The 24,104-nt window shown below is 66.0% G+C and carries 20 protein-coding genes and 1 pseudogene; 15 read left to right on the forward strand and 6 right to left on the reverse strand.

All coding sequences use genetic code 11. The annotated features are described in order from the left end of the window. Positions 1–80 precede the first annotated feature (80 nt). Positions 81–1,016, forward strand: coding sequence for a COX15/CtaA family protein (locus tag BST40_RS13710; protein WP_036392222.1), 936 nt, complete (start codon positions 81–83; stop codon positions 1,014–1,016). On the opposite strand, the gene BST40_RS13715 is transcribed toward BST40_RS13710, so the two are convergent. Beyond that, on the reverse strand, positions 966–1,820 hold the full coding sequence (locus BST40_RS13715) for an ATP-grasp domain-containing protein (RefSeq protein WP_083154506.1): 855 nt from the start codon (positions 1,818–1,820) through the stop codon (positions 966–968). The two genes, BST40_RS13710 and BST40_RS13715, sit on opposite strands and share 51 nt — an antisense overlap. Before the next feature lie 19 nt (positions 1,821–1,839). Between BST40_RS13715 and BST40_RS13720 the strand changes: the two genes are divergently transcribed. Both BST40_RS13720 and BST40_RS13725 read left to right on the forward strand, forming a co-directional pair. Further along, complete coding sequence (locus BST40_RS13720; protein ID WP_083154508.1) at positions 1,840–2,817, forward strand: quinone oxidoreductase family protein; 978 nt, start codon at positions 1,840–1,842, stop codon at positions 2,815–2,817. 68 nt (positions 2,818–2,885) lie between these two features. Continuing rightward, the gene (locus BST40_RS13725) at positions 2,886–3,200 is read left to right on the forward strand and encodes a YbaB/EbfC family nucleoid-associated protein (RefSeq protein ID WP_042313027.1); all 315 of its coding nucleotides are present in this window, start codon (positions 2,886–2,888) and stop codon (positions 3,198–3,200) included. 5 nt (positions 3,201–3,205) lie between these two features. Here BST40_RS13725 and BST40_RS13730 read toward each other — a convergent pair whose 3' ends face one another. Beyond that, a complete protein-coding gene (locus tag BST40_RS13730; protein WP_023373298.1) occupies positions 3,206–3,643 on the reverse strand; it encodes a hypothetical protein in 438 nt (145 codons plus the stop codon). An 89-nt stretch (positions 3,644–3,732) separates the two neighbouring features. Between BST40_RS13730 and BST40_RS13735 the strand changes: the two genes are divergently transcribed. Together BST40_RS13735 and BST40_RS13740 are read left to right on the forward strand one after the other, a co-directional pair. Beyond that, positions 3,733–4,059 (forward strand): WXG100 family type VII secretion target, encoded by a 327-nt coding sequence (locus tag BST40_RS13735; RefSeq protein ID WP_129111742.1) that lies wholly within the window; start codon positions 3,733–3,735, stop codon positions 4,057–4,059. Positions 4,060–4,061: 2 nt separating this feature from the next. Then, complete coding sequence (locus BST40_RS13740; RefSeq protein WP_023373294.1) at positions 4,062–4,352, forward strand: WXG100 family type VII secretion target; 291 nt, start codon at positions 4,062–4,064, stop codon at positions 4,350–4,352. Here the strand turns inward: BST40_RS13740 and BST40_RS13745 are convergent. Beyond that, a complete protein-coding gene (locus tag BST40_RS13745; RefSeq protein ID WP_075546060.1) occupies positions 4,349–5,476 on the reverse strand; it encodes a hypothetical protein in 1,128 nt (375 codons plus the stop codon). The genes BST40_RS13740 and BST40_RS13745 overlap by 4 nt on opposite strands. A 303-nt stretch (positions 5,477–5,779) precedes the next feature. Here BST40_RS13745 and BST40_RS13750 point away from each other — a divergent pair, with 303 nt between their 5' ends. Together BST40_RS13750 and BST40_RS13755 are read left to right on the forward strand one after the other, a co-directional pair. Beyond that, the gene (locus BST40_RS13750; protein ID WP_239988062.1) at positions 5,780–6,889 is read left to right on the forward strand and encodes a putative toxin; all 1,110 of its coding nucleotides are present in this window, start codon (positions 5,780–5,782) and stop codon (positions 6,887–6,889) included. Next, positions 6,886–7,521: a hypothetical protein gene (locus BST40_RS13755; RefSeq protein ID WP_023373288.1), complete on the forward strand. Its 636-nt coding sequence runs from the start codon at positions 6,886–6,888 to the stop codon at positions 7,519–7,521. The genes BST40_RS13750 and BST40_RS13755 overlap by 4 nt, the downstream gene beginning before the upstream one ends. A gap of 79 nt (positions 7,522–7,600) precedes the next feature. Here BST40_RS13755 and otsB read toward each other — a convergent pair whose 3' ends face one another. After that, the gene (gene otsB, locus BST40_RS13760; RefSeq protein WP_075546058.1) at positions 7,601–11,314 is read right to left on the reverse strand and encodes a trehalose-phosphatase; all 3,714 of its coding nucleotides are present in this window, start codon (positions 11,312–11,314) and stop codon (positions 7,601–7,603) included. A 181-nt stretch (positions 11,315–11,495) separates the two neighbouring features. Next, positions 11,496–12,479 carry a heme o synthase gene (locus BST40_RS13765; RefSeq protein WP_089025139.1) on the reverse strand — a complete coding sequence of 328 codons (984 nt, stop codon included), beginning with the start codon at positions 12,477–12,479 and terminating at the stop codon, positions 11,496–11,498. A gap of 293 nt (positions 12,480–12,772) precedes the next feature. Between BST40_RS13765 and tkt the strand changes: the two genes are divergently transcribed. From tkt to BST40_RS13795, 6 genes are read left to right on the forward strand one after another with little or no spacing between them, the layout of a single operon-like run. Next, entirely contained in the window at positions 12,773–14,863 is a 2,091-nt protein-coding gene (tkt, locus tag BST40_RS13770; RefSeq protein ID WP_075546056.1) for a transketolase, read from the forward strand. Positions 14,864–14,877: 14 nt separating this feature from the next. Next, a complete protein-coding gene (gene tal / locus BST40_RS13775; RefSeq protein WP_075546055.1) occupies positions 14,878–15,996 on the forward strand; it encodes a transaldolase in 1,119 nt (372 codons plus the stop codon). Beyond that, positions 15,993–17,543, forward strand: a complete 1,551-nt coding sequence (zwf, locus tag BST40_RS13780) for a glucose-6-phosphate dehydrogenase (protein WP_075546054.1) — start codon at positions 15,993–15,995, stop codon at positions 17,541–17,543. Before tal ends, zwf begins: the two co-directional genes overlap by 4 nt. A gap of 49 nt (positions 17,544–17,592) precedes the next feature. Beyond that, positions 17,593–18,504, forward strand: a complete 912-nt coding sequence (opcA, locus tag BST40_RS13785) for a glucose-6-phosphate dehydrogenase assembly protein OpcA (RefSeq protein ID WP_075546053.1) — start codon at positions 17,593–17,595, stop codon at positions 18,502–18,504. After that, positions 18,501–19,241 carry a 6-phosphogluconolactonase gene (gene pgl / locus BST40_RS13790; RefSeq protein ID WP_075546052.1) on the forward strand — a complete coding sequence of 247 codons (741 nt, stop codon included), beginning with the start codon at positions 18,501–18,503 and terminating at the stop codon, positions 19,239–19,241. Before opcA ends, pgl begins: the two co-directional genes overlap by 4 nt. A gap of 49 nt (positions 19,242–19,290) precedes the next feature. Further along, a complete protein-coding gene (locus BST40_RS13795; RefSeq protein WP_075546051.1) occupies positions 19,291–19,689 on the forward strand; it encodes an ATPase in 399 nt (132 codons plus the stop codon). A gap of 65 nt (positions 19,690–19,754) precedes the next feature. Here BST40_RS13795 and ppc read toward each other — a convergent pair whose 3' ends face one another. Further along, complete coding sequence (gene ppc, locus BST40_RS13800; protein WP_075546222.1) at positions 19,755–22,574, reverse strand: phosphoenolpyruvate carboxylase; 2,820 nt, start codon at positions 22,572–22,574, stop codon at positions 19,755–19,757. Positions 22,575–23,253: 679 nt separating this feature from the next. Between ppc and secG the strand changes: the two genes are divergently transcribed. Then, the gene (secG, locus tag BST40_RS13805) at positions 23,254–23,487 is read left to right on the forward strand and encodes a preprotein translocase subunit SecG (RefSeq protein WP_036391473.1); all 234 of its coding nucleotides are present in this window, start codon (positions 23,254–23,256) and stop codon (positions 23,485–23,487) included. 200 nt (positions 23,488–23,687) lie between these two features. After that, positions 23,688–24,089, forward strand: a pseudogene (locus BST40_RS33245) (molybdopterin cofactor-binding domain-containing protein); the annotation flags it as partial. Positions 24,090–24,104: the final 15 nt, after the last annotated feature.

Raw genomic sequence — 24,104 nt, forward strand, 5'->3', positions numbered from 1 at the left:
GCAATCTCGGCGCGACGCCCGCTTCTACTACGTGACGTAGTTGTCGTTACGATCGGGCGGTGGCCGTCGGACGAACGCTGATGCGGTTGGTGGACCTGCTCCCCGACCCGAGTCTGCGGGTGCAGCGCGCAATTGCCGCCGCCGTCATCGTGACCCAGGGCGGTATCGCGGTCACGGGCACGATCGTGCGGGTCACGGCGTCGGGCCTGGGTTGTCCGACCTGGCCGCAGTGCTTCCCCGGCAGCTTCACCCCGGTAGCGGTTGCCGAAGTGCCGCGGATCCACCAGGCGGTGGAGTTCGGCAACCGGATGATCACCTTCGCGGTCGTGATCGCCGCGGCGGCTGCCGTGCTGGCGGTCACCAGGGCGCGCCGGCGTCCCGAGGTGCTGGTCTACGCATGGCTGATGCCCGCGTCGACGGTGGTGCAGGCGGTGATCGGCGGCATCACGGTACGCACCGGGCTGCTGTGGTGGACAGTGTCTGTTCACCTGTTGGCATCCATGACGATGGTGTGGCTGTCGGTGTTGCTCTACGTCAAGATCGGCGAGCCCGACGACGGGATTGTTCGCCGGCTCGTGGTCCGACCGCTGCGCGCGCTCACGGTGTTGAGCGCGGTGAATCTGGCCGCGGTCCTGGTCACCGGCACGCTGGTGACAGCCGCCGGGCCGCATGCCGGTGACAAGAGCCCCACCCGCACGGTGCCGCGGCTGAAAGTCGAGATCAACACCCTGGTGCACCTGCATTCGTCGCTGCTGGTTTCCTACCTGGCGTTGCTGGTCGGCCTCGGATTCGGGTTGTTGGCTGTCGGTGCGGGACGGCCGATCCTGCGGCGCCTCGCCGTGCTGCTCGCCCTGGTTTTCGCGCAGGCGCTGGTGGGCATCGTGCAGTACCACATCGGGGTTCCGCCGGCGCTGGTCGCCACCCACGTCGCCGGGGCCGCAGCGTGCACCGCAGCCACCGCGGCGCTATGGGCGTCGATGCGAGAACGGGCCCAGCCCCAACCGCTCCAGAGCTGACTCCACGCACACCGCGAACCGCCGCTGGCCCCGATCGCGGGCCGATGCGTCCAATCGCCGCCACCCCAACGACGGGTCCACCAGCTGCAGTTCCAGCAGCCGCGCACCGACCAGGTGGGCCCGCGCGCAGAGCAACTCACCGATGCCGACGCCGCATGCGGCCGCGGCGGCGCCCAGCGCGGCGGCGCCGATCTCCCAGGTTTCGAAATCGGGCTCACCCTGGCGCAACACGTCATCGTGCGAAGTGAAGGCGTGCGACGGCTGGCCCCCAAGGAAGATCAGCACCGTTTCAACGTCCGGGCCGGCCGTCTGCACCACCACCGAATGGCCGCCTTGCCGGCGTTCGGCGATATAGGCCGCGGCCGGCGAGGGATCACTGAACCGGCGGGCGCCGGTGCCGACCGTCGGGCTGATGAAGACCCGTCCGGCATACGGCAGCCGGATCTGCTGGCCCGGCGCGCATACCTCACCGGGCACGGTCGGCACTCCCCGACTGTCCAGGTCTTCCAGATAGCCACGGTCGGCGTTCCAGGCGACCACCGAAGGGGCATTCAGCAGATTGGCCACGCTGTTGGTCCAGGGCAGGAACTCGTCGAGGCGCTCGGCGTAATCGCGGGTGGCCCGCAATATCACCAGATGCGCGCGCGCCACGTCGGGATCGTCCCAAGGTAACCAATGGGCGTGTAACCCACGGTGGCGCAACGCCGCAACCAGCCCGACGTCGTCGCCGTCACCGGCGGGCTGCCGCGGCCAACCCGCCAGCACGACGCGCGGATGGAAGATATCCGGCCGGGCAAGCTTCATTGCCGGGCATGATAACCAGATGCACGCAATCGAAGTCAGTGAAACCGGCGACCCCGAGGTGTTGCGCTACGTCGAGACGGCACAGCCCGAGGCGGGCGACGGCCAACTGTTGGTCAAGGCCGAGGCGATCGGTGTCAACTTCATCGACACCTATTTCCGTTCGGGGCAGTACCCACGACCACTGCCGTTCATCATCGGCTCCGAGGTGTGCGGCACCGTGGTGGCCATCGGTGAAGGAGTCGAGAGCGCCATCACGGTGGGCGACCGGGTGGTCAGCGCTTCCGCCAATGGTGGCTACGCCCAATTCTGCACGGCGCCAGCGTTTTTGAGCGCCAAGGTACCGGACGGCGTCAGCTCCGAGGTGGCGGCGTCGGCGTTGCTGAAGGGCCTGACCGCCCATTACCTGCTGAAGTCGGTGTACCCGGTGCAATCCGGCGAAACGATCTTGGTGCATGCCGGCGCCGGCGGTGTCGGGCTGATCTTGACGCAGTGGGCCACTCACCTGGGAGTGCGGGTGATCAGCACCGTCTCGACCCCGGAGAAAGCCAAGCTGTCCCGGGAAGCCGGTGCGGCCGAGGTTCTCGACTACCCCACCGATGCCGGGCAGTTCGCCGATCGGATCCGGGCGCTGACCGACGGAGCCGGTGTGGCGGCCGTATACGACGGCGTGGGCGCCACCACGTTCGACGCCAGCCTGGCCAGCCTGGCCGTCCGCGGGACGCTGGCGCTGTTCGGCGCCGCCTCCGGTCCGGTTCCGCCGGTCGACCCGCAGCGCCTCAACGCGGCCGGGTCGGTGTATCTGACCCGCCCATCACTGGTCCACTTCCTGCGCACCGGCGAGGAATTCGGCTGGCGCGCCGCCGAGCTGTTCGACGTCATCGGCGGCGGGGTGGTCAACGTGGAGATCAGCGGTCGGTATCCGCTGGCCGAAGCTGCCCGGGCACATCAGGACTTGCAGGGCCGCAAGACCACCGGCTCAATAGTGTTGCTGCCGTAAGTCGCTGACCCGCTGCGTGAATCGACGGAGATAATGTGAGCCCGGCTCATCACCCCCAGGTCAGACGGATGTTTGATCAGGCCGACGTCGTGATGTCTCTTCTGGACCAGCAAGTTCACCGGATGGACGCCGAGGCGTTCACCGCCACACATCAGACAGGCGCCGTCGAGGTGACGGTTAATGGGCATCGACGCCTCATCGGACTCAGCATCAACCCGGGGATACTTGGCATGGGCGCCCACGACGTTGCTCGGATGATCAACGAAACCATCAGCGCGGCAACCGATTACGCGCAGGAATGCATGGCCGATGATGTTGCGGAGCTAGCGGACAGTATTGCCGACGCCCTGGCGGTGATGCGGGACCTGCCGCCTCCGGCGTAGGGACGTCAAGACACCCAGATGCGTGGATCTTCCCGGTGAGCCGAGGGTGCCTCAAGCTGATAAGCGCCGTCGGCGCCGCGGGTGTAGGGGAAGATCAGCCCGATCGCCACACCTTCGCGGTGCTCAACGCTGATCTCGATACCGTCCTGATTCGCCTCGGTCAATCTGACGTTGACCGCGACGGCGGCGGCCCGCAGGCTGTCCTTCAAGTCGGTGAGCGCGCGCCACTGCGTAGCGATCTGCTCTGCTATCGGCAGTTCACGACCGCGGGGATAGTTAGGCGCGATGGCTTGTCGTTCGCCGCCGTTGGACACCGCGAGGGCGAACGGCAGAAATTCACCCGCCGAGGCGACCCGCTCGAGCGCGAACCCGGTTGCGGCGTCGACCAACTCGTCGAGGTCGGCTTGTGCTTCCTCGGTCACGCTGTCGCGCCAACCGGCCATAGCTCGCCATCTCCGCTTCGTTCTAGTCGCGTGTGGACCGCCTGTGACAGTAGTCTGCGGATACGACGTCTTTTCGAGGGGTGGTCAGCATGGCGGCCGAAGAGCTTCGCGTTTACTGTGCAGAGCTGGCTCACGCGTCGAAGACCACGACGGGCGCTGCCGACGAGATCGATGGCCTGCGCGACAAGCTGGGCGGGCAGACGGACGGCCTTGCCGGCACCTGGACCGGTCAGGCAGCCAGTGCCTATCTGGATGTCTGGGCCGAGATCGACGACGAGTGCGGCCAGATGCTCGCCGACCTGCGATGGATCGGGGAATCGCTGGCAGCCGCGGCCGCCGGCTACGCCCAGATGGAGCACGCCGCGGCCGATGCTTTCGGCAGCATCAGGCCCGCTGGCCCGGTTGACGGGCGCTGATCATGGCGCGCCGCACCGTCAACGAGCATGACTTGGTGGACGCCGCCGATGCGATGCGGCAGTTTTGCCTGGTGATGAAGGATCGCCTCAACGAGGTGGCCACCGAATTGCGTGGCCTGCAACATCATTGGGAAGGTGTGGCGTTCGACGCATTTCTGGAGCGGGTGCAGCACTGGCAGGGCTGGGCGGACGAGATGAGCGAGGTGGTGTTCGACATGCACCTCAACGCGCACATCGCGCATCGCAACTATGTGCATAACGCGGAGGTTAATACCGCGATGTGGGGCGGTTAACCCTGGTTGAGGCGAGGGCGGATCGCCGCCGGGCTGTTCATGGGAGTGTTGCTAGGCCCATATTCCGAAGGGATGGCCGTGACGCGCAGTGACGCCGGGAACGGATCGGGCAGTCCGGCGAGTTGGCCGCGATCGGTGGGTTCCTCGGTCGGCGCGTATAGGGCGCCCTCGTCGTAGTAGGTGGTGTGTTCGGGCGGCAGATAATCGCGGACCAGTGGCAGGTAATCGTTGCCCAGCCAGGTCCACCAGACTGGGTTGGCCGGCAGACCCAGGATCCCGCCGGGGCCGCGCAGTGAGCCGCTCAGATCCCAGCTGGTGTCTGGGGGTCCGGACAGTTTGTGGTTGCGTAGCACTTCGCCGGTGGCCAGCACGCTGCCGCGCCGGCGGGCGTACTCGACGAAGAAGCGCTGCACGGTGTTGCGCCACGGTGGGTCGTCCAACGGTTGGGCCACCATTTTGAGGGTGTCAATCAGGATGCCGTCCCATGGCTCGAGGTACAGCCCGCCGTCGATGCACGGCAGGGTGGCCTTGAACCATGCGCCGTGGGAGGCGAAGGTTGCGATGAATTGGTCGTCTCCGTCCCGATCCAGCCGATACCGCAGCGGGTAGACATTGCCGAAGCGACGTGGCAGCGCCTCGGGCAGAAACTTTCTTGCCAGCTCCAGCCACAGGGTCGCCGCGTCGGGCGCCGACTCCGGTGAGTGCCACTGCAAGTCAACGATGCGGATCAGCTCCGAACCGGGCGAGGCGATCTGGCGTGCCCTCTTCGCGCCGAGAATCTCCTCGGTCTGCTCGTCGACCGCAACACCCCCCGCGGCCCAAGCCAACGCCTTGGCGAACCGCCGGGCGGGCCGCACTTCGGCCGGATCGCTGCCCTCGATGACGATCTGCCAACTGGTGGTCGGGTCCAGCACATGCGGCACCACGTCGTCCGGCACGTCCTCGGGCTCGATCTCGTGCGGCCCGAAGACGGTGAACGAGTACTTTTCTTGCTTACCGCGCAGCACGGTCATCTCATGGTCACCGCTATCGCCGACCGACAACCCGGGGACCGATGCGACGATTTCTTCCAACTGCTCGTCGTCGATGCTGGACGCGGCGTAGACGGTCAGGTCATAGGACAATGGGGTCAGCCCTTACTGTCGTCCGAATTCACCCGAAATCACCGAACGCCAGGTTGCCATACAATCGATCCGCTAGCGCGGGAGGTGGGCGGGGCGGCCATGACTGACGTTGACCCGGAGTTGTTCTACGACGCGGCCGCGGCGTACAAGGAAAACAGCGACCACGCCGGCGCCGCGCTGCGCAAGCTGGCCGGGGTGGATGCCGCCGGAGCGGCCGGAACCCACGGGGTCGGCCCGCAATGGGCGAGTTCCTACGACGCCGCGGCCGAGGAGGCCGGCCAGGTCGCCTACCGGTTGGTCAACGTGTTCCACAATTTGGGCAGCCTGCTACGCCAAAACGGCATCAACCACGACCAAACCGAGGAAGCCTCGACCCTCAACCAGCGCGATGCCTATGGCGCGCCGATCACCCCGCCGGGTGAATCCGCCGGCACCTTCATCGACGCGGCGGTGGCTGTGAGTTCGGTGGCCGGTGGCGGCGATCCCGAACCGCCGCACTGGAATCTGGTCGCCGACCGCATCGTGGACGGCTGGCCCGACGGGCATCCCGATCATGCGCTGGCGGCCTCGGCGGCCTGGGAAACCTTCGGCCACGACCTCGTTCGCATCGACGATCAACCCGGCCCCGAAGAGCAACGGCTGATCGTCGATGTGGAGGCCGCCGAGATTGCGCCGCTGGTCGACCGGCTGGAGGAGGCGCGCGGTGTCAACACCGATATCGCCGGCGCTTGTGGCGATTTGTCGCGTGCGGCAAAGGATTACGGCAATAAGCTGAAGTCCGTCAAGGACGACATGGCCTTCGTCGTCAACCAGTTGCATTGGCTGATAATCATTTTGGATAGCTACCCGCCGGTGCTGCATCGACTGACCGGGCCGATCAAGGAGACCTTCATCGCCGCGGCCGTTACCCAAATCAACGGGCTCAACGCCGCGCTGCGCACCACCGCGACCGCGTCGATGACCGATTTGACGGCGGCAGGCAGCGCCATGGGCACGGCATTGCCCGCGGTGAAGCGGCTGTTGGATCTGGTGCCGCGTCGGGTCAATCCGACACCGACGCATCGGGTTAACGACAACCGCCGCAAAGGCCGCCGCGCCGAGGACATCGCCGGCATCGACCAGTCAAAGAAGGTGCGGATCCCCGTCAGGAACCCGAAACCTGGCCGCCCCAGGTTCAGGATCCCTGATGAAATCGACGATGAAAATCACGTAGTGCGTGAGGTCAAAAATGTTAAGAAGCTCGACACCACCCAGCAGATCCGCGATATCGCAGAGTGGGCGCGCGACAACGGCTACAAGCTGGTCATCGTGGTGGACAAAGGCCGGACGGACGCCGGAAGCGTAGAACAAACATTGGAACGCGACTTTGAAGGACTGGATGTGGTAATCGACGACAGCAAGAACCTGTCATGAACCAGAAGTACGGCGACGACCCCGCAACCTGGCCGGAATACCGACGAGCGATGAAACACGAACTCAACGCCGCTGGCATCCCTGAAGACACCATCTTCCAACTTGTCAACTCCCGCTACGACTACCCTCAGGCAGTGCCGATCATGGTGGACTGGCTGCAGAACCTCGACGAACGCATCCCAGCCGAAGAAGATCGCCGCGCCTGGCGAGTCGCCTTGATCCGCAACCTGATCACCAAGAACGCCAAAGGCAACCGTGTTGCCGCCGACATCTTATTCCACCAATTCGATATCGACCCGCCGCTGAGCGGCTTGGAACTCGAAGTCACCGGGTTTGCCCTGGCTGAAGTCTGTGATGGCTCCGACTTCCCAAGGGTGGCCGCGTTGCTTCGCTCCGGCAAGGACTTCTCAACAAAGTTTGAGTTGGTGCGCTGGCTCGGCCGATTCAAGACCGAGGAGGCCAAGGAGCTAGTGGTTAGCCAACTCGCCGATCCGACAACTCGGGCTGACGCTATGGCGGCCCTGGTGCGCCAACGCGCCACCGGGGTACGGGTGACCGTTGCGAGGTACCTCAACGACGAGGTCTGGCGCAAGGAAGCGCAAAAGACCCTCGACAAACTGCCCCCGGACTAGTCCTGTCCCCCGCCTCACCCGCGGCTCGCGCCGGTCGAGCATGCCCACGCCCGCAGCCACAACGCTCACCCAGCCGGCCCTAGGTGAATCGGACGACGCTGCCCGGTACCAGGAGTTCCACTCGTCCGCGGCATTCGATTTGTACCGGCGGCACATCACGCGGTTCGACGCTGATCTCCGCGCCCTTGCCGCTGACCCGCAGGTGCAGGTGGTTGCCGCGGTAGTGAATCGGAAAGCCAAGCGCACCAAGGTATTCCGGCCAGAGCGGAGACAGCACGATGCGATCTCCACGAATCTCGAGGCCAGTGAAGCACCGTTGCACGAAATCGACACTGCCGGCCATGGCGGCGAGGTGGACGCCTTCCGAAGTGGTGCCACCCTGGATGTCGGCGATATCGGACTTGAGCACTTGCTGGAAGAACTCCAGCGCCCGATCCCGGTTGGCCCTGGCCAGCACCCAGCCATGGACGACCGCGCTCAGCGTCGACCCATGTGAAGTACGCGCCACGTAATAGTCGACCATCTCCGGAATCCGGCGCGGATCCAAGTGGTAGTCGAGCCGGTCCAACAGCTCCCGCAATTCGTCGGCCGACAGCAGGTAGAGCAGCATCAGCACGTCGGCCTGCTTGGACGCCCGGTATCGGTTGACGTCGTCGTCCTCGGCTTCGAGGATGCGGTCGAGCCGCTGAATATTGCGGTATCGCCGTCGGTAAGCGTCCCAATCCAGTTCCAGCAATTGCTCGTATCCTTCGAACTGGCTGATCACACCATCGTGGAACGGAACGAACATGCGCCGGCTGACGTGGTCCCAGTGGGCGAGCTCCTCGTCGGTCACGCCCAGCTCTTCGCACAGGTCCAGCCGGTTGGGCAGCGGCATCAGCTGCAGCGCGTCGATGGCCCGCAGGATCACCCAGACCGCCATCACGTTGGTGTAGGCGTTGTTGTCCACGCCGTCGTATGGCCGGTCCGGGTAGCCGGAGTGGAATTCGTCGGGCCCGATGACTCCGTTGATGGTGTAGCGGTCGCGGTCCCGGTCGTAGGTGGCCCGGCTCACCCAGAATCGGGCGATCTCGGCCATCATCTCGGTGCCGTAGTCGATCATGTACGCCAAATCACCGGTGACCTGGTAGAAGTTCCATACGTTGTAGGCGACGGCGATGCCGATGTGGTGCGCGCGATGGCTGGCATCGGGTCGCCATCGCCCGGATCGCGGATTCAGGTGCTGCTCCGGGCTTTCCTCTCGCCCGTCGCTCCCGGACTGCCATGGGTACATGGCGCCGCGGTAACCGGCCAGCTTGGCCGCGCGCCGAGCCTCCACCAGGCGCCGATGCCGGTACCGGAGCAACGACCGGGTGACCGTGGGAACTCGCAGGTTCAGCACCGGAAAGATGAACAGCTCGTCCCAGAAGATATGGCCGCGGTATGCCTCGCCATGCAGCCCGCGGGCCGGGACGCCGACATCGAGTTCCTCGCTGTTGTAGGACACCGTCTGCAGCAGATGAAGCAGATGCAGCCGCAAGACTCGCAACTCTTCGGTGTGGTTGCTGAATTCGATCGACAACCGCTCCCACAGATGCGCCCAGGCGAGCCGATGGGCAGCACAGATGTCGGCGAACCGCCCTTGGCGGGCGAGCCTGCGCTCGGCTCCGGTCGACGGGTGTGACGTGGCAACGTCACGCCCGGTCACCAGGGCGACGATCTTCTCCACGGTCAGCGGCTGACCCGGTTTCAGGTCGGTGAAGATCTGGTGGCCGATCTCGAATTCCTGGTCGAGCAGTCGATACGTCGCGGGCGCCGGCGCATCGCCGTGCCACACGCTGGTCCGCGCGGCCAGCGCGACCGGGATCTTCGACTGGGTGGTCTCGACGGCCATCAGCACCGAATTCTCTGACAGCGCAACCTTTTCCAGTACCTGGAGGTGGTTGCTGGCCAAGTCCCGGTAACGCTCCACGCCGGAGTTGCGGACGTCGCCGTCCAGGGTTGACCGGATCTCGATTGTCCCCTCCCAGTCCTGGGCCACGATGGTGGTTTGCAGCGCCGCCACGTGCGCCTGGTTCATCGCCACGAACCGGTGCTGCGTTATCGAGGTGGTGCGGCCCGCGTCGTCGCGGTAGGTCAGCTCCCGAGCGAGCACCGCACCGCGCAGGTCCAGGGTCTGGCGGTAGGACAGCAACGTCACCGCGTCGACGTCCAACCAGTCACCGCCGTCGATGCGGAAGGTCAGCGGAAGCCAGTTGGGCAGATTCACCAGGCTTTCGTGCGCAGTCCTGGTACCGGCGACCAGATCATCGAGCCGGTTGTAGACACCGGCGGCATAGGTTCCCGGATAATGGACTTGCCCGGCCTTCGATTCCGGAGCTGCCCCTCGGGTGGCGAAGTAACCGTTGCCCACCGTGCACAGGGCTTCACGCAGCTTTTCGCTCGGCGGATCGTAACCCTCCCAGGTGAAAGTCCAACCGCGAGCGCGCGTCTCCCGGTCATAAGCCAGCCACCTGGCGCCACGCCGGACGAAGTCACGAGCTTCGGTGGGGCTGGTCAGCGTGAAGCTGGCAGCGGTCGGGCGGTCACCGTCCTCGTCGTGCCGGACCACGACCCCGATACCGCTGAACCGCACGGCGTCGAAGGCGTCCTCGTCGGTGAGGTCGCCACCGATGTAGATCGGCAGCACCCGGCCCGGTTGGGCCCCCGATTCGACCCCCGATTCGATGACGTGATTGCGGATCCAGGCAAGTGCGGTGCCCTTGTCCCAGTCGACATCGGGGCGCAGTTCGACAACGCCGCGGGCGGTGGTCAGCCGAAGGCCGTGTCGTCGGCTCTGCCGGTGCGCTGCCCCGACCACCGCGGACACCTGCTCATGCGCGACCTTGCCATAGTGCACGCGGACGACGAACCGGGTGTGTTCGACGAGCGCACCCGATGTCGGGTCCAGTTCGTCGCGAAGTGCGGTGGCCGCGCTTGCCAGCACGGGGACCGCGGCGGCCGCCGCGTCATGCTGATACCGAGTGCCGTCGGGTGCCATCAGGTCAAAACCGTGGCCGCCGGCATACCAGATGCCCGGCAGCCCCACCCGGTTGCGAATATCCGCCAGATCCCGGCCGGACAGCATCGCGACCGGACACTGCATCGCCAAATCCGCAAGCGCCTCGGCCGCACCGTCGACCAGCGTGGCGAGGTCGGGGTCCGGCACGGTCTCCGACAGCGTGCTGTCGTAGTTCACACAGACGAACGGCTGCCGGCCGGAGACCATCCCGATGACCTGACCGTAGGAATCCAGCGCGTTGGGGCGCCGCGACATGCATTCGTCGCCGGTGCGGACCATGACGTCGGAGAGATTGGCGACGACGACGTCGGCGCCGCAGTGCAGTAGCTCGTCGGGATGCCCCTCCTCGTCGAGACCAACGACGTAGGCGAAGCCGCACTCACGGGCCGCCGCAACCCCGCCGCTATCGCCCGCAATCACCGCCGATCGCTCCGCGGCGACTCCCAGCTTGCCGGCGGCCGCTAACAGGCCGATGCAGTAGCGCTTGGTGGGCAGTTCCGGTGCCCCCGCGGGGGCTCGCTCGACCCGGGCGGTGAACGGTTCGGCGATCCCCGTCGCCTCCAGAACTCGGATGCTGTGGCCGGCCGGCGTGTAGAGGGCGGTGACCAATCCGGCTTGGCGGAGCCGATGGGCAAGCGCGAGGGTCGACTCCATCACCGAGTCGTCAGGCTCGGGTCTCATCGGCACGGCAGGAGTGTCGAGAACGAAGATCACCCCGTCGTGCCGACGCGGATCGATCGTGAACGACTTCATCGCGGGGATCCCCCTTGGCCCGGGTACTCAACGTCCAATGGTCGCGCGCATGCGCAACGGCGAGAACCTTTTCCGGGTGATCCGAGCATTTCGGCAGCCGATTGGTGACAAAGGTCCCGTCGAGCGAAGGCAGCTAGGCCATGGCGGCACGCCGTACGGAAACTAGAGCAGCGCTTGGAAACTAGAGCAGCGTAGGTAGGCCCAACGCCGAGTCGACCGCCAGTGCGCAGAAGACCAACGCCAGATAGTTGTTCGACTGCAGGAACAGGCGCAGCGGTTTGACCGGCTCACCGGCGCGGACACCCGCGTCCAACTGATGTGCCATCGCCAGGAACCACGCACCCGCCACCACGGCTACCGCCGCGTACAGCCATCCGGTCGCCGGTGTCAGCGCCAGCGTCGCCAACACGGTCAGCCAGGTATAGATCAGGATCTGCTTGGTGACCTGACGTTCGGTCGCCACCGCGGGCAGCATGGGCACGCCGGCCTCTTGGTAGTCCTCCTTGTACCGCATCGCCAACGCCCAGGTGTGCGGCGGCGTCCAGAAGAAGACGATCGCGAACATCGCCAGCGCCGGCCACGCCAGGGTGCCGGTGACCGCCGACCAGCCGATCATCACCGGCATGCAGCCGGCCGCCCCGCCCCACACCACGTTCTGGGAGGTGCGGCGCTTGAGCAGCAGCGTGTAGACGAACACGTAGAACGCCACCGTCGCCAGGGCCAGCAGCCCCGACAGTAGGTTCGTCGTCCACCACAGCCAGAGAACGGAGACCACCGTCAGCGCCAGACCGAAGGCCAGCGCGCTTCTGGTCGGCACCGCCGCACGCGCGAGCGGCCGACGCGCCGTCCGCTTCATCACCTTGTCGATGTCGGCGTCGGCCACACAGTTGAGGGTGTTCGCGCCGCCGGCGGCCATCATTCCGCCGATCAGCGTGTTGAGAATGACGAACGGATGTACGCTGCCGCGATCGGCAAGCAGCATCGCCGGGATCGCGGTGACCAGCAGCAGCTCGATGACCCGCGGCTTGGTCAACGCCAGGTAGGCCAACGCTGTTGCGAGCGCGCGGCTCCTCTTCGACGTCGCGATGTTCGGCGCGTACTGCCGCCTGGCCATGCCAGGTATGCCAGGTATGCGGCCCGTCGCGACGCGGCCACGAACGCTCACGAAATAACTCCTTGGGGAACGGCCGCGCACAGCTTCTACTACGCACGATGGTAGACGGCGTGGCCGCGGCAGCAGCGCCGCAGGGTCGATTCACAGCAATTTTTCCGGCCTTGCGGCACTGATTGCACAGCCTACGCAGCCGGCAGGCTATTTTCACAGTGCTGTTGGACGCTTTGCTACAGGCCGCGATGGTTACTCCAACTTGGGGCCTGCAACCGCCGGCCATCCCGCACTAGGGTGGGATTGATCAGTTTGATGACCCTGGACTGCGGACTGAACTGAGGACTGAATCTGTGACCACACTCGAAGAGATCTCGACGCTTACCCAACCGCGCCACCCCGACGACTGGACCGAGATCGATTCGGCTGCGGTCGACACCATCCGGGTGCTTGCCGCCGACGCCGTCCAAAAGGTCGGCAATGGTCACCCCGGGACGGCCATGAGCCTGGCTCCGCTGGCCTACACCCTATTTCAGCGCACGATGCGCCACGACCCGAGCGACACCACCTGGCTGGGCCGCGACCGGTTCGTGTTGTCGTGTGGGCACAGCAGCCTGACCCTCTACATTCAGCTCTACCTGGGCGGCTTCGGCCTCGAACTATCCGATATCGAGTCGCTGCGCACCTGGGGTTCCAAGACTCCCGGACACCCGGAATTCCGGCACACCCGAGGTGTGGAGATCACCACCGGCCCGCTGGGTCAGGGGTTGGCGTCGGCGGTCGGAATGGCCATGGCGTCGCGGTACGAACGTGGTCTGTTCGACCCGGACGCCGAGCCGGGCACCAGCCCCTTCGACCACCACATCTATGTGATCGCCTCCGACGGGGACATCGAGGAAGGAGTGACCTCCGAAGCGTCGTCGCTGGCCGCCGTCCAGCAGCTGGGCAACCTAATCGTGTTCTACGACCACAACCAGATCTCGATCGAGGACGACACGGACATCGCGCTGTGTGAGGACACCGCCGCCCGCTACCGCGCCTACGGCTGGCACGTACAGGAGGTGGAGGGCGGCGAGAACGTCGTCGGGATCGAGGAGGCCATTGCCAACGCGAAGGCCGTCACCGACCGGCCGTCGTTCATCTCGCTGCGGACCATCATCGGCTACCCGGCGCCGAATCTGATGAATACCGGGAAGGCGCACGGTGCGGCCCTCGGCGACGACGAGGTGGCCGCCGTGAAGAAGGTGCTGGGATTCGATCCCGACAAGACTTTCGAGGTTCGCGACGACGTCCTCACCCACACTCGGGGTCTGGTGGCTCGCGGCAAAGAAGCCCACGACCGCTGGCAGGTCGAATTCGACGCCTGGGCACAGCGCGAACCGGAACGTAAGGCGCTGCTGGACAGGTTGACCGCCGAGCAGTTGCCCGACGGATGGGACGACGACCTGCCGCATTGGGAACCCGGGTCCAAAGCGCTGGCCACCCGTGCGGCCTCAGGCGAGGTGCTGTCTGCCCTGGGACCGAAGCTGCCGGAGTTGTGGGGTGGGTCCGCGGACCTGGCGGGCAGCAACAACACCACCATGAAGGGCGCGGATTCCTTTGGCCCGCCGTCGATTTCGACCAAGGATTACACCGCGCACTGGTATGGCCGAACCCTGCACTTCGGGGTCCGCGAACATGCGATGGGCGCCATCCTGTCCGGCATCGTGCTGCATGGCCCCACCCGCGCCTATGGCGGCACGTTCTTACAGTTCTCCGATTACATGCGCCCGGCGGTGCGGCTGGCTGCTCTGATGGATATCGACACCATCTACGTCTGGACGCACGACTCGATCGGGCTGGGCGAGGATGGGCCGACCCACCAGCCGATCGAGCACCTTGCGGCGTTGCGGGCGATTCCCCAGCTCTCGGTGGTACGTCCGGGCGACGCCAACGAGACCGCATATGCCTGGCGCACGATCCTGGCCCGCGGCAACGGCAGCGGTCCGGTCGGGTTGATTTTGACCCGGCAGGGCCTACCGGTGCTCGAGGGCACCAGCGCCGAGGGCGTCGCCCGTGGCGGCTATGTGCTTGGCGACGTCGGCGATGACGAGCCTGACGTGGTGATAATCGCTACCGGCTCGGAGCTGCAGCTCGCGGTCGAGGCCCAGCAGTTGTTGGCGGACAAGGACATTATCGCGCGAGTGGTGTCGATGCCCTGCGTGGAGTGGTTCGAGTCCCAGCCATCGGACTACCGCGACAGCGTGCTGCCGCCGTCGGTGTCGGCCAGGGTCGCCGTCGAGGCCGGTGTCGCGCAGTGCTGGCACAAACTGGTCGGGGACACCGGCGAGATCATCTCGATCGAGCACTACGGCGAATCCGCCGACTACAAGACGTTGTTCCGGGAATTCGGCTTTACCGCGCAAGCGGTTGCCGCCGCCGCGGAACGAGCACTCGACAACTGAGAAAGGGCGTTTCCATGAGTCAGAACCCCAACCTCGCCGCGCTCAGCGCCGTGGGCGTATCCGTGTGGCTGGACGACCTGTCCCGCGACCGATTGAATTCGGGCAATCTGCAGGAGCTGATCGACACCAAGTGTGTCGTCGGCGTGACCACCAATCCGTCCATCTTCCAGAAGGCGCTGGCCGAAGGCGATGCCTACAACGGCCAGATCGCCGAGCTGGCCGAGCGCGGAGCCGACGTGGACGCCACGGTGCGCACCGCCACCACCGACGACGTGCGCCGGGCTTGCGACGTGTTCGCCCCGGTGTGGGAGGCTTCCGACGGACTGGACGGCCGGGTATCGATCGAGGTGGACCCGCGACTGGCGCACGACACCGACAAGACGATCCAGCAGGCCGTCGAGCTGTGGAAGATCGTCGACCGGCCGAACCTGTTCATCAAGATTCCGGCCACCAAGGCCGGCCTGCCCGCCATCACCGCCGTTCTGGCCGAGGGGATTTCGGTCAACGTCACGTTGATCTTCTCCGTCGAACGCTACCGTGCGGTCATGGACGCCTTCCTCGCCGGAATCGAGAAGGCACGAGAAGGTGGCCAGGACGTATCCAAGATCCATTCGGTGGCATCGTTTTTCGTGTCCCGGGTGGACACCGAGATCGACAAACGGCTGGAAAAGCTCGGATCGCAGGACGCGCTGGCATTGCGCGGGCAGGCCGGGGTAGCCAATGCCCGCCTCGCCTATGCCGCCTACCAGGAAGTCTTCGGGGGCGGCGACCGTTTCCGAGCCCTCAAGGCAGACGGCGCCCGCGTACAACGACCCCTGTGGGCTTCGACCGGCGTCAAGAACCCCGACTACGCGGACACTCTCTATGTCACCGAGTTGGCGGCTCCCGACACGGTGAACACCATGCCGGAACCGACGCTGGATGCTGTCGCCGATCATGGCGTGATCACAGGAGATACCGTCAGCGGCACCGCATCCGACGCCCAGCAGGTATTCGACAACCTTCAGGCGGTCGGCATAGACCTGGACGATGTGTTCATCGTGCTGGAGAACGAAGGCGTGGCGAAGTTCGAGGCGGCGTGGACGGAGCTGCTCAAAGAGACTCAGGCGCAGCTCGACTCCGTCACCAAATGAGCGCAGCTCGCAACTCCGCCGCCACGCAGTGGCACAACCCGCTGCGCGACAAGCTGGACAAGCGGCTGCCCAGAATCGCCGGTTCCTGCGGCATGGTGATTTTCGGCGTCACCGGCGACCTGGCCCGCAAGAAGGTGATGCCGGCGATCTACGACCTGGCCAACCGCGGGCTGCTACCGCCGACATTCGCCCTGGTGGGATTCGCCCGCAGAGACTGGGACACTCAGGATTTCGGCCAGGTGGTCTACCAGGCGGTCAAAGAACACTGCCGGACCCCGTTCCGGCAGGAGAACTGGGATCGGCTGGCCGAGGGGTTTCGTTTCGTACCAGGCTCTTTCGATGACGAGCAGGCGTTTGCGCGGCTCGCCGAGACGCTGGACAAACTCGACGCCGAGCGCGGCACCGGCGGCAATCACGCCTTCTATCTGGCGATCCCGCCCAAGTCCTTCCCGGTGGTGTGCGAACAGTTGCACAAATCTGGACTGGCCCGTCCGCAAGGTGACCGGTGGAGCCGGGTCGTCATCGAGAAGCCGTTCGGTCACGACCTGGACAGCGCCCGCGAGCTGAACAAGGCTGTCAACGCGGTCTTCCCGGAGGAATCGGTCTTCCGCATCGACCACTACCTGGGCAAAGAGACGGTGCAAAACATCCTGGCGCTGCGGTTCGCCAACCAGTTCTGGGATCCGATCTGGAATGCGCACTATGTCGACCATGTGCAGATCACCATGGCCGAAGACATCGGCCTGGGTGGTCGGGCCGGCTACTACGACGGTATCGGTGCGGCCCGTGACGTCATCCAGAACCACTTGATGCAGCTGCTGGCGCTGACCGCGATGGAAGAGCCGGTCAGCTTCAAACCGTCTGCGTTGCAGGCGGAAAAGATCAAGGTGCTCTCGGCGACTCGGCTCGCCGAGCCGCTCGACGAGACCAGCAGCCGTGGGCAATACACGGCCGGCTGGCAGGGCGGCGACAAAGTGGTGGGTCTGCTCGACGAGGAAGGTTTCGCCGAGGACTCCACCACCGAGACGTTCGCCGCGATCACGCTCGAGGTCGACACCCGCCGCTGGGCCGGTGTGCCGTTCTATCTACGCACCGGAAAACGCCTGGGCCGCAGGGTAACTGAGATCGCGTTGGTCTTCAAGCGGGCGCCCCATCTGCCGTTCGACGCCACCATGACCGACGAGCTCGGAGCCAACGCTTTGGTCATCCGGGTGCAACCGGACGAAGGGATGACCCTGCGGTTCGGATCCAAAGTCCCGGGCAGTGCGATGGAAGTCCGCGACGTCAACATGGACTTCTCCTATGGCTCGGCGTTCGCCGAAGACTCACCGGAGGCCTACGAGCGGCTCATCCTCGATGTGCTGCTCGGCGAACCGTCGCTGTTTCCGGTCAATGCGGAGGTCGAATTGGCCTGGGAAATACTGGATCCAGTCCTCGATTACTGGGCGGCACATGGCAAGCCTGACCCCTACGAGGCCGGCACGTGGGGCCCGGATTCGGCATTCCAGATGCTGCACCGCACCGGCCGGGAGTGGCGGCGCCCGTGATCCGCGCCGGCGACGATGGATTGCGAAGCGATGAAAAGGAGCGACGCCAATGATCGTCGATCTGCCCGAAACCACCACCACCGCGGTCAATAAGAAGCTCGACGAGCTACGCGCAAGGATCGGCGCTGTCACGATGGGCCGGGTCCTGACGCTGATCATCGCCCCGGACAGCGAGGCGATGTTCGAAGAATCCATCGAAGCCGCCAACTCCGCCAGCCATGAACATCCCAGCCGGATCATCGTGGTGATGCGAGGTAATCCGTACGCCGAGAAACCACGCCTGGACGCCCAACTGCGGGTGGGCGCCGACGCCGGCGCCGGGGAGGTCGTGGTGTTGCGACTGTCCGGCCCCCTCTCCGGCCATGCCCACAGCGTCGTCATCCCGTTCCTGCTGCCCGACATCCCGGTAGTGGTCTGGTGGCCCGACATCGCTCCGGCGGTACCTGCCCAGGATCCCTTGGGCAAGTTGGCGATTCGGCGCATCATGGACGCCACCAATGGCGTCGACCCGCTGTCGGCGATCAAGAGCCGACTACCCGGTTACACCACCGGCGACACCGACTTGGCCTGGAGTCGCATCACCTATTGGCGGGCATTGCTGACCTCTGCCGTCGACCAGCCGCCCCACGAACCGATCGAGTCGGCGCTCGTGTCGGGCTTGAAGACCGAGCCGGCGCTCGACATCCTGGCGGGCTGGCTGGCCAGCCGGATCGACGGTCCGGTGCGCCGCGCGGTCGGCAAACTCCAAGTCGAGCTGGTGCGCAAGAGCGAGACCATCGTGTTGAGCCGACCGCAGGAAGGGACCACCGCCACCCTGAGCCGGACGGCCCGGCCCGATGCCCGGGTTCCGTTGGCGCGCAGGGTAACTGGGGAATGCCTGGCCGAAGATCTGCGCCGGCTGGACCCCGACGAAATCTACTTCGCGGCATTGGAAGGCATCAAGAAGGTGCAGTACCTATGAATCTGGACGTCCAGACCTTTCCTGACAGCGAGATTCTGGTCGAGGCCGCCGGCCAACGACTGATCCGGGCCATCGACAACGCGGTGGCGGCCAGGGGGCAAGCACTGATCGTGCTGACCGGCGGCGGGAACGGCACCGCGTTGCTGCGCTATCTCGGTGCGTCCGGGCCGCGGATCGACTGGTCCAAGATTCATCTGTTCTGGGGTGACGAGCGCTACGTCTCCGAGGACGATGACGAGCGCAACGACAAGCAGGCGCGTGCGGCGTTGCTCGATCACGTCGACATCCCACCGAGCCAGGTGCACCCGATGGCCGCCAGTAATGGTGAGTTCGGCACCGATTTGGACGCCGCGGCACTGGCCTACGAACAGGTGCTGGCAGCAAATGCGGCACCCGGTGATCGGGCACCGAATTTCGACGTACATCTGTTGGGAATGGGGCCAGAAGGCCACGTCAACTCGCTGTTCCCGCACACTGCGGCCGTGCGTGAGGCCACTCGTCTGGTGGTCCCCGTCGACGACTCGCCCAAACCCCCGCCCCAACGAATCACCTTGACCCTACCGGCGATACAGCGTTCCCGCGAAGTGTGGCTGATCGTTTCGGGCCGGGCCAAGGCCGACGCGGTGGCCGCTGCCATCGGCGGCGCGGACCCGGTTGCGGTGCCGGCGGCCGGAGCAGTCGGACGGGAGAGCACACTGTGGCTGCTCGACGAGGAGGCCGCGGTCAAGCTCGGCTGACAACGCGGTCGGCAGACTCGAAGCCGCGTCGGCTCCAACTGGCGCAATAATGGCCGTCATGGCAGACAGAAGCGTGCGCAGCGGGGCGGAGCGTAGCCGGATCAAGACCCTCACCCAGGCGGCGCTGAACGCCGACAAGACGGTGGAGCAGGTCGAGGACGTCCTCGAGGGACTGGACAAGACGATGAAGGAGCTGAACAGTTCACTGTCGGCTCTCAACACCACGGTGGAGCGGCTGGAGGGTGGCCTGGACCACCTCGAGGGCACATTATCCAGCCTCGACGATCTGGCCAAGCGGCTTATTATGCTGGTCGAGCCGGTAGAAGCCATCGTCGACCGGATCGACTACATCGTGAGTCTGGGCGAGACCGTGATGTCGCCACTGTCGGTCACCGAGCACGCTGTCCGCGGCGTGCTGGACCGGCTACGCAACCGCGCGGTCCACTGAGCGCTGACTCGGCAGCGGTGACGGGGTCGGGCCGCAGTTGGCGATCACACTCGCGACGCCCGCCGCTACCCGCTGTTTCGCAGCGCGCTGGCCAGCCCGTTCATCGTCAGCAGGATGCCGCGCTGCACCAATTCGTCGTCTTCGCCCGAGCGGTAGCGACGCAATAACTCCACCTGGAGGTGATTCAGCGGCTCGAGGTACGGGAAGCGGTTGAACACCGACCGCGCCAGGGCCGGGTTGTCGGCCAGCAGATCGTCGTGGCCGGTGATGCGCTTGTACAGGGTGATGGTGCGGTGATGTTCGTCGACAATTTTGTCGAAAACCCGGCGCCGCAATGATTCATCGGCGACGAGTTCGGCGTAGTGGGCGGCCAGGCCTAGATCGCTCTTGGCCAGCACCTGCGCCATGTTGGACAGCACGCTGCGAAAGAACGGCCACCGCTGGTAGAGATCGTGCAGAACGTCGAGTCGCTCGGCCTCACCTTCGGGGCCCGCCGCGATCCATTGCTCGAACGCCGTGCCGGCGCCGTACCATCCGGGAAGCATCACCCGCGACTGGCTCCACGCCAGCACCCATGGAATGGCGCGCAGGTCCGCGATCGACGAGGTGGGCTTGCGGGACGTCGGGCGACTGCCGATGTTCAGCGACCCGATCTCGCTGACCGGCGTGGACGCCATGAAATACTCGACGAAACCCGGTGTCTCGTGGACCAATTCGGCATACGCACGCTGCGACAGGGCGGCGACCTCCTCGAGCACCCCGTAGGCCGGCGCCGCCGTGTCACCGAGACCCTCGACATCCAGCAGCGTCGATTCCAGGGTTGCGGCCAACAGGCTCTCCAGATTGCGCCGCGCCATCTGCGGCTCGGCGTATTTGGCGGCAATCACCTCGCCCTGCTCGGTAAGACGCAACGAGCCGCTCACCGCGCCCGGCGGCTGCGCCAGGATGGCTTGATAACTCGGGCCACCACCGCGGCCGACGGTGCCGCCGCGACCGTGGAAGAGCCGCAACCGAATTCCCGACTTGCGGGCCGTTTCGACCAGGGCCAGCTCGGCGCGATACACCGCCCAGTTGGCGGCCAGATACCCGCCGTCCTTGTTGGAGTCGGAGTAGCCGAGCATCACCTCCTGTATGTCACCTCGGGCCTCGACCAGCCCGCGATAGAGCGGAAGGTCCAGCGTCGCTTGCAGAATCGTCGCGCCGTTGCGCAGGTCGTCGATCGTTTCGAACAGTGGCGAGATACCCACCGGGCAGTACGGTTGCGGTGCCGAGGCGTCCAGCAAGCCGGCCTCTTTCAGCAGGATCGCCGCCTCCAACATGTCCGATACCGACCGGCACATGGAAATAACGTAATTGGGCACCGCCTCGGGACCGTAGGTCTGGACCGCGTGGGCGGCGGCCGCCATGATGTCCAGCTCGCTACGCGCCAGGTCGGACAATTGTGCCCAGCCGCCGATCAGCGGTCGCCGGGTGCTGAGCTCCCCGACCAGCAGCGCAACCCGCTCGTCTTCGGGCAGCGAGCCATAGTCGGGATGCACCCCGGCCCATGCCAGTAGCTCGCCAACGACCTCCTCGTGTACGTCGGAATTTTGCCGCAGGTCCAGGCCGCACAGGTGAAAACCGAAGACGTGCACGGCTTCTCGTAACAAAGCCAGCCGGTCGTCGGCCAACAGCGCGCTGCCGTGGGTGCGCAGCGATGCATCGATGACGTCGAGGTCGGCCCGCAGCTCACCCGGCGTGGCGTACGGCGGCAATCCCAGGTCCAGCTGGTGCTGCGGTTGTTGGTCCAGGATCTCGGCGCCGGTGGCGCTGAGCCGGGCGCGGATCACGCGCAGCGCCCGCCGGTATGGTTCGTCGTCGCGAGCCTTGTCACGGCAGCCGTCGGCCAGCGCGGACAGCTCGGGTGTGACGGTGAGCAGCCGCGACGACATCGACAGCTCCTGCTCGAGCTGGTCGAGCTCGGCCAGGTAGTGCGACAGCGCGGTGTAGGCGGCGCCGCCGGTGGCCAGCCGCACCACCTCGGCGGTCACGTTGGGGTTGCCGTCACGGTCGCCGCCGATCCATGATCCCGGTTTCAGAATGGGCTCCGACAACAGGTCGGTGTCGGGCCACCGGTCGCGCAATGCCCCCCGCACCTCGGCATTGACCTGCGGGACGACCTTGAAGAACGCCGACCGGTACAGCCGCAGCCCGACGGCGATCTCGTCGCTGATCTGCAGTCGCGATAGCCGGATCAGCGCGGTCTGCCACAAGGTCAGAACCTGGCGACGCAGCTCCAATTCGATGCTGCGGCCGTCGTCGGTCTCGCTGTGGCCCTCGGCATGGAGCCGCATCAACTCGGTGATCCGGTGCTGGGTGACGAAGATGGTGCGCCGGCGGATCTCGGTCGGATGGGCCGTGATGACCGGGGAAACCAGCGCGCCCTTCAACGCGTCGGCAACGGTGACCGAATCCAGCTCGGCCGCTTCGAGTTTCAGGTACGTGGCGGCTAGGCTGCTGTCTTGCGGCGGCTCCCCGGCGGCGATGTGACCGGCGCGGCGGCGTTCCCGGTGGATGTCTTCGGCGACGTTGGCCAGCAACGCGAAATGGCTGAAGGCCCGAATGACCGGAAGCGCCCGGTGAATGTCGATACCGTCGAACATCCGCGCCATCTCGGTTCGGTCGATCTCGGAGCGACGCACCCGGAAGGCTTCCACCCGTGCTCGCTCGACGAGTTCGAAGATCTCGTCGCCGTTCTGTTCGCGAACGGTGTCGCCCAGGATGGAGCCCAACAACCTGATGTCGGCGCGCATCGGCTCGGTCGCCTCGCGCCCCAGCCGGGTCCGGTGGACATCGCCAATCGGTTCCAGCGCGGCATCTGAAACCAGGTCGGTAGCGTCACCCATGAGTCCCAGTATCAGCGACGGGCCGTAGGGCAACGGCGTGGACCGCACGTTTGCGGGCTGATCTGCCCTACGGGGCCGTCGTGCCGACGCATGGACCGCGTAGCCGTGGGGCGACAAGTGTGGCTCCGGCGTCTTTGGCGATTTCACCGGATAATGGCGACGCAGATGCGCGACGCCCTGAACGGCACTGGTCCTCGTGCAACACCCGTTCGCAATCGCCCCCTCGTGATGGCGGCTCCCCCGCCCGCAGGCTCGTCGGCGCTCGTCGCCGGGGAGTCTGAACCTGCTGGTCCCAGGCGCAAACTGGCCGCCGGGGCGATGATCGCTCTACTCGTGCCAGCGATCATGGTGATGGCATGGGATCCGCCGTTCGCAGCGCCGCCACTACCAGCAAGCCGTCCACGGCACCGGAGGCGGCGACGTCGCCGACAGAGGCGACATCGCCCGTCAGCATCCCGGCACCGCCACCACGGCCGCCGCGGGGGCCATGGCAAGAACCCCAAGGGCCGACCAGGCGACTAATCGGTCGGGCAGTCGCCAACCCGATGCCCGACGCCACGCAATCGTTTCCACCACCGTGCGGTGATCGCGAAACGCCTGCCGCCTTGACGACCGCCGGCATCAACGACCCGACCGCCCGCCGCCCGCTATCGGCCGGACATTCGGTAGGCTGCCGGTCATGGAGTTGGCCCTGCAGATCACCTTGGTGATCACCAGTGTGCTGGTGGTGTTGCTGGTGCTGTTGCACCGCGCGAAAGGTGGCGGCCTGTCGACCCTGTTCGGCGGCGGTGTGCAGTCCAGCCTATCCGGGTCGACCGTTGTCGAGAAGAACCTGGACCGGTTGACGCTGTTTATCACCGGGATCTGGGTGGTGTGCATCGTGGGCGTGGGTTTGCTGATCAAGTACCGCTGACGCGCCCGCGCAGCCCAGCGCCGCGACGGGTCGTCTGGTAGCTTTCAGCCCTGGTGTTCGTCCCTATCCTGGTAGCCGGCGTCGGTGTCTGAGCTGGTGCGGTTCACCGACGCGTCGGGGCATGGGCCCGGCCACGGCGTCGCGGGACCGCTGGCCCGGTCGGAACACGACCTGGTTCGCGGCACCGGCGCCTACGTGCGATGCGGTTCGACGGCGAGGCGCACGGCTGCCTGGTGCGCTCCCCGTTGCCGCATGCCCGGATTCGGCGCATCGACAGCTCGCGGGCAACGAGCGCGCCGGGGGTTCTGACTTCGGAGTCGTTGCAGTCCGATACTCAAGACCGCGGGCACATCACCGACGCGGCGATCGCCCTGGACAAGGACGGCCGCTTTCTGGCGTTGTCGGTCCGGTCGACCGTCGACTTGGGCGCCTACCTGTCGCAGCTCGCGCCGCTGACCGCGACCGGCGTCGGCGCGCCGGTACAGGCCGGCGCCTACCGCTTCCGGGCCGTCGAAATCAACGTACGAGCCATGTTCGCCAACAACGTGCCGATCGACGCTTTCCGCGGAGCGGGCCGTCCGGAGGCGACCTACGTGCTGGAACGACTGATCGACCCG

Source organism: Mycobacterium persicum (genome assembly GCF_002086675.1).
GTDB lineage: Bacteria > Actinomycetota > Actinomycetes > Mycobacteriales > Mycobacteriaceae > Mycobacterium > Mycobacterium persicum.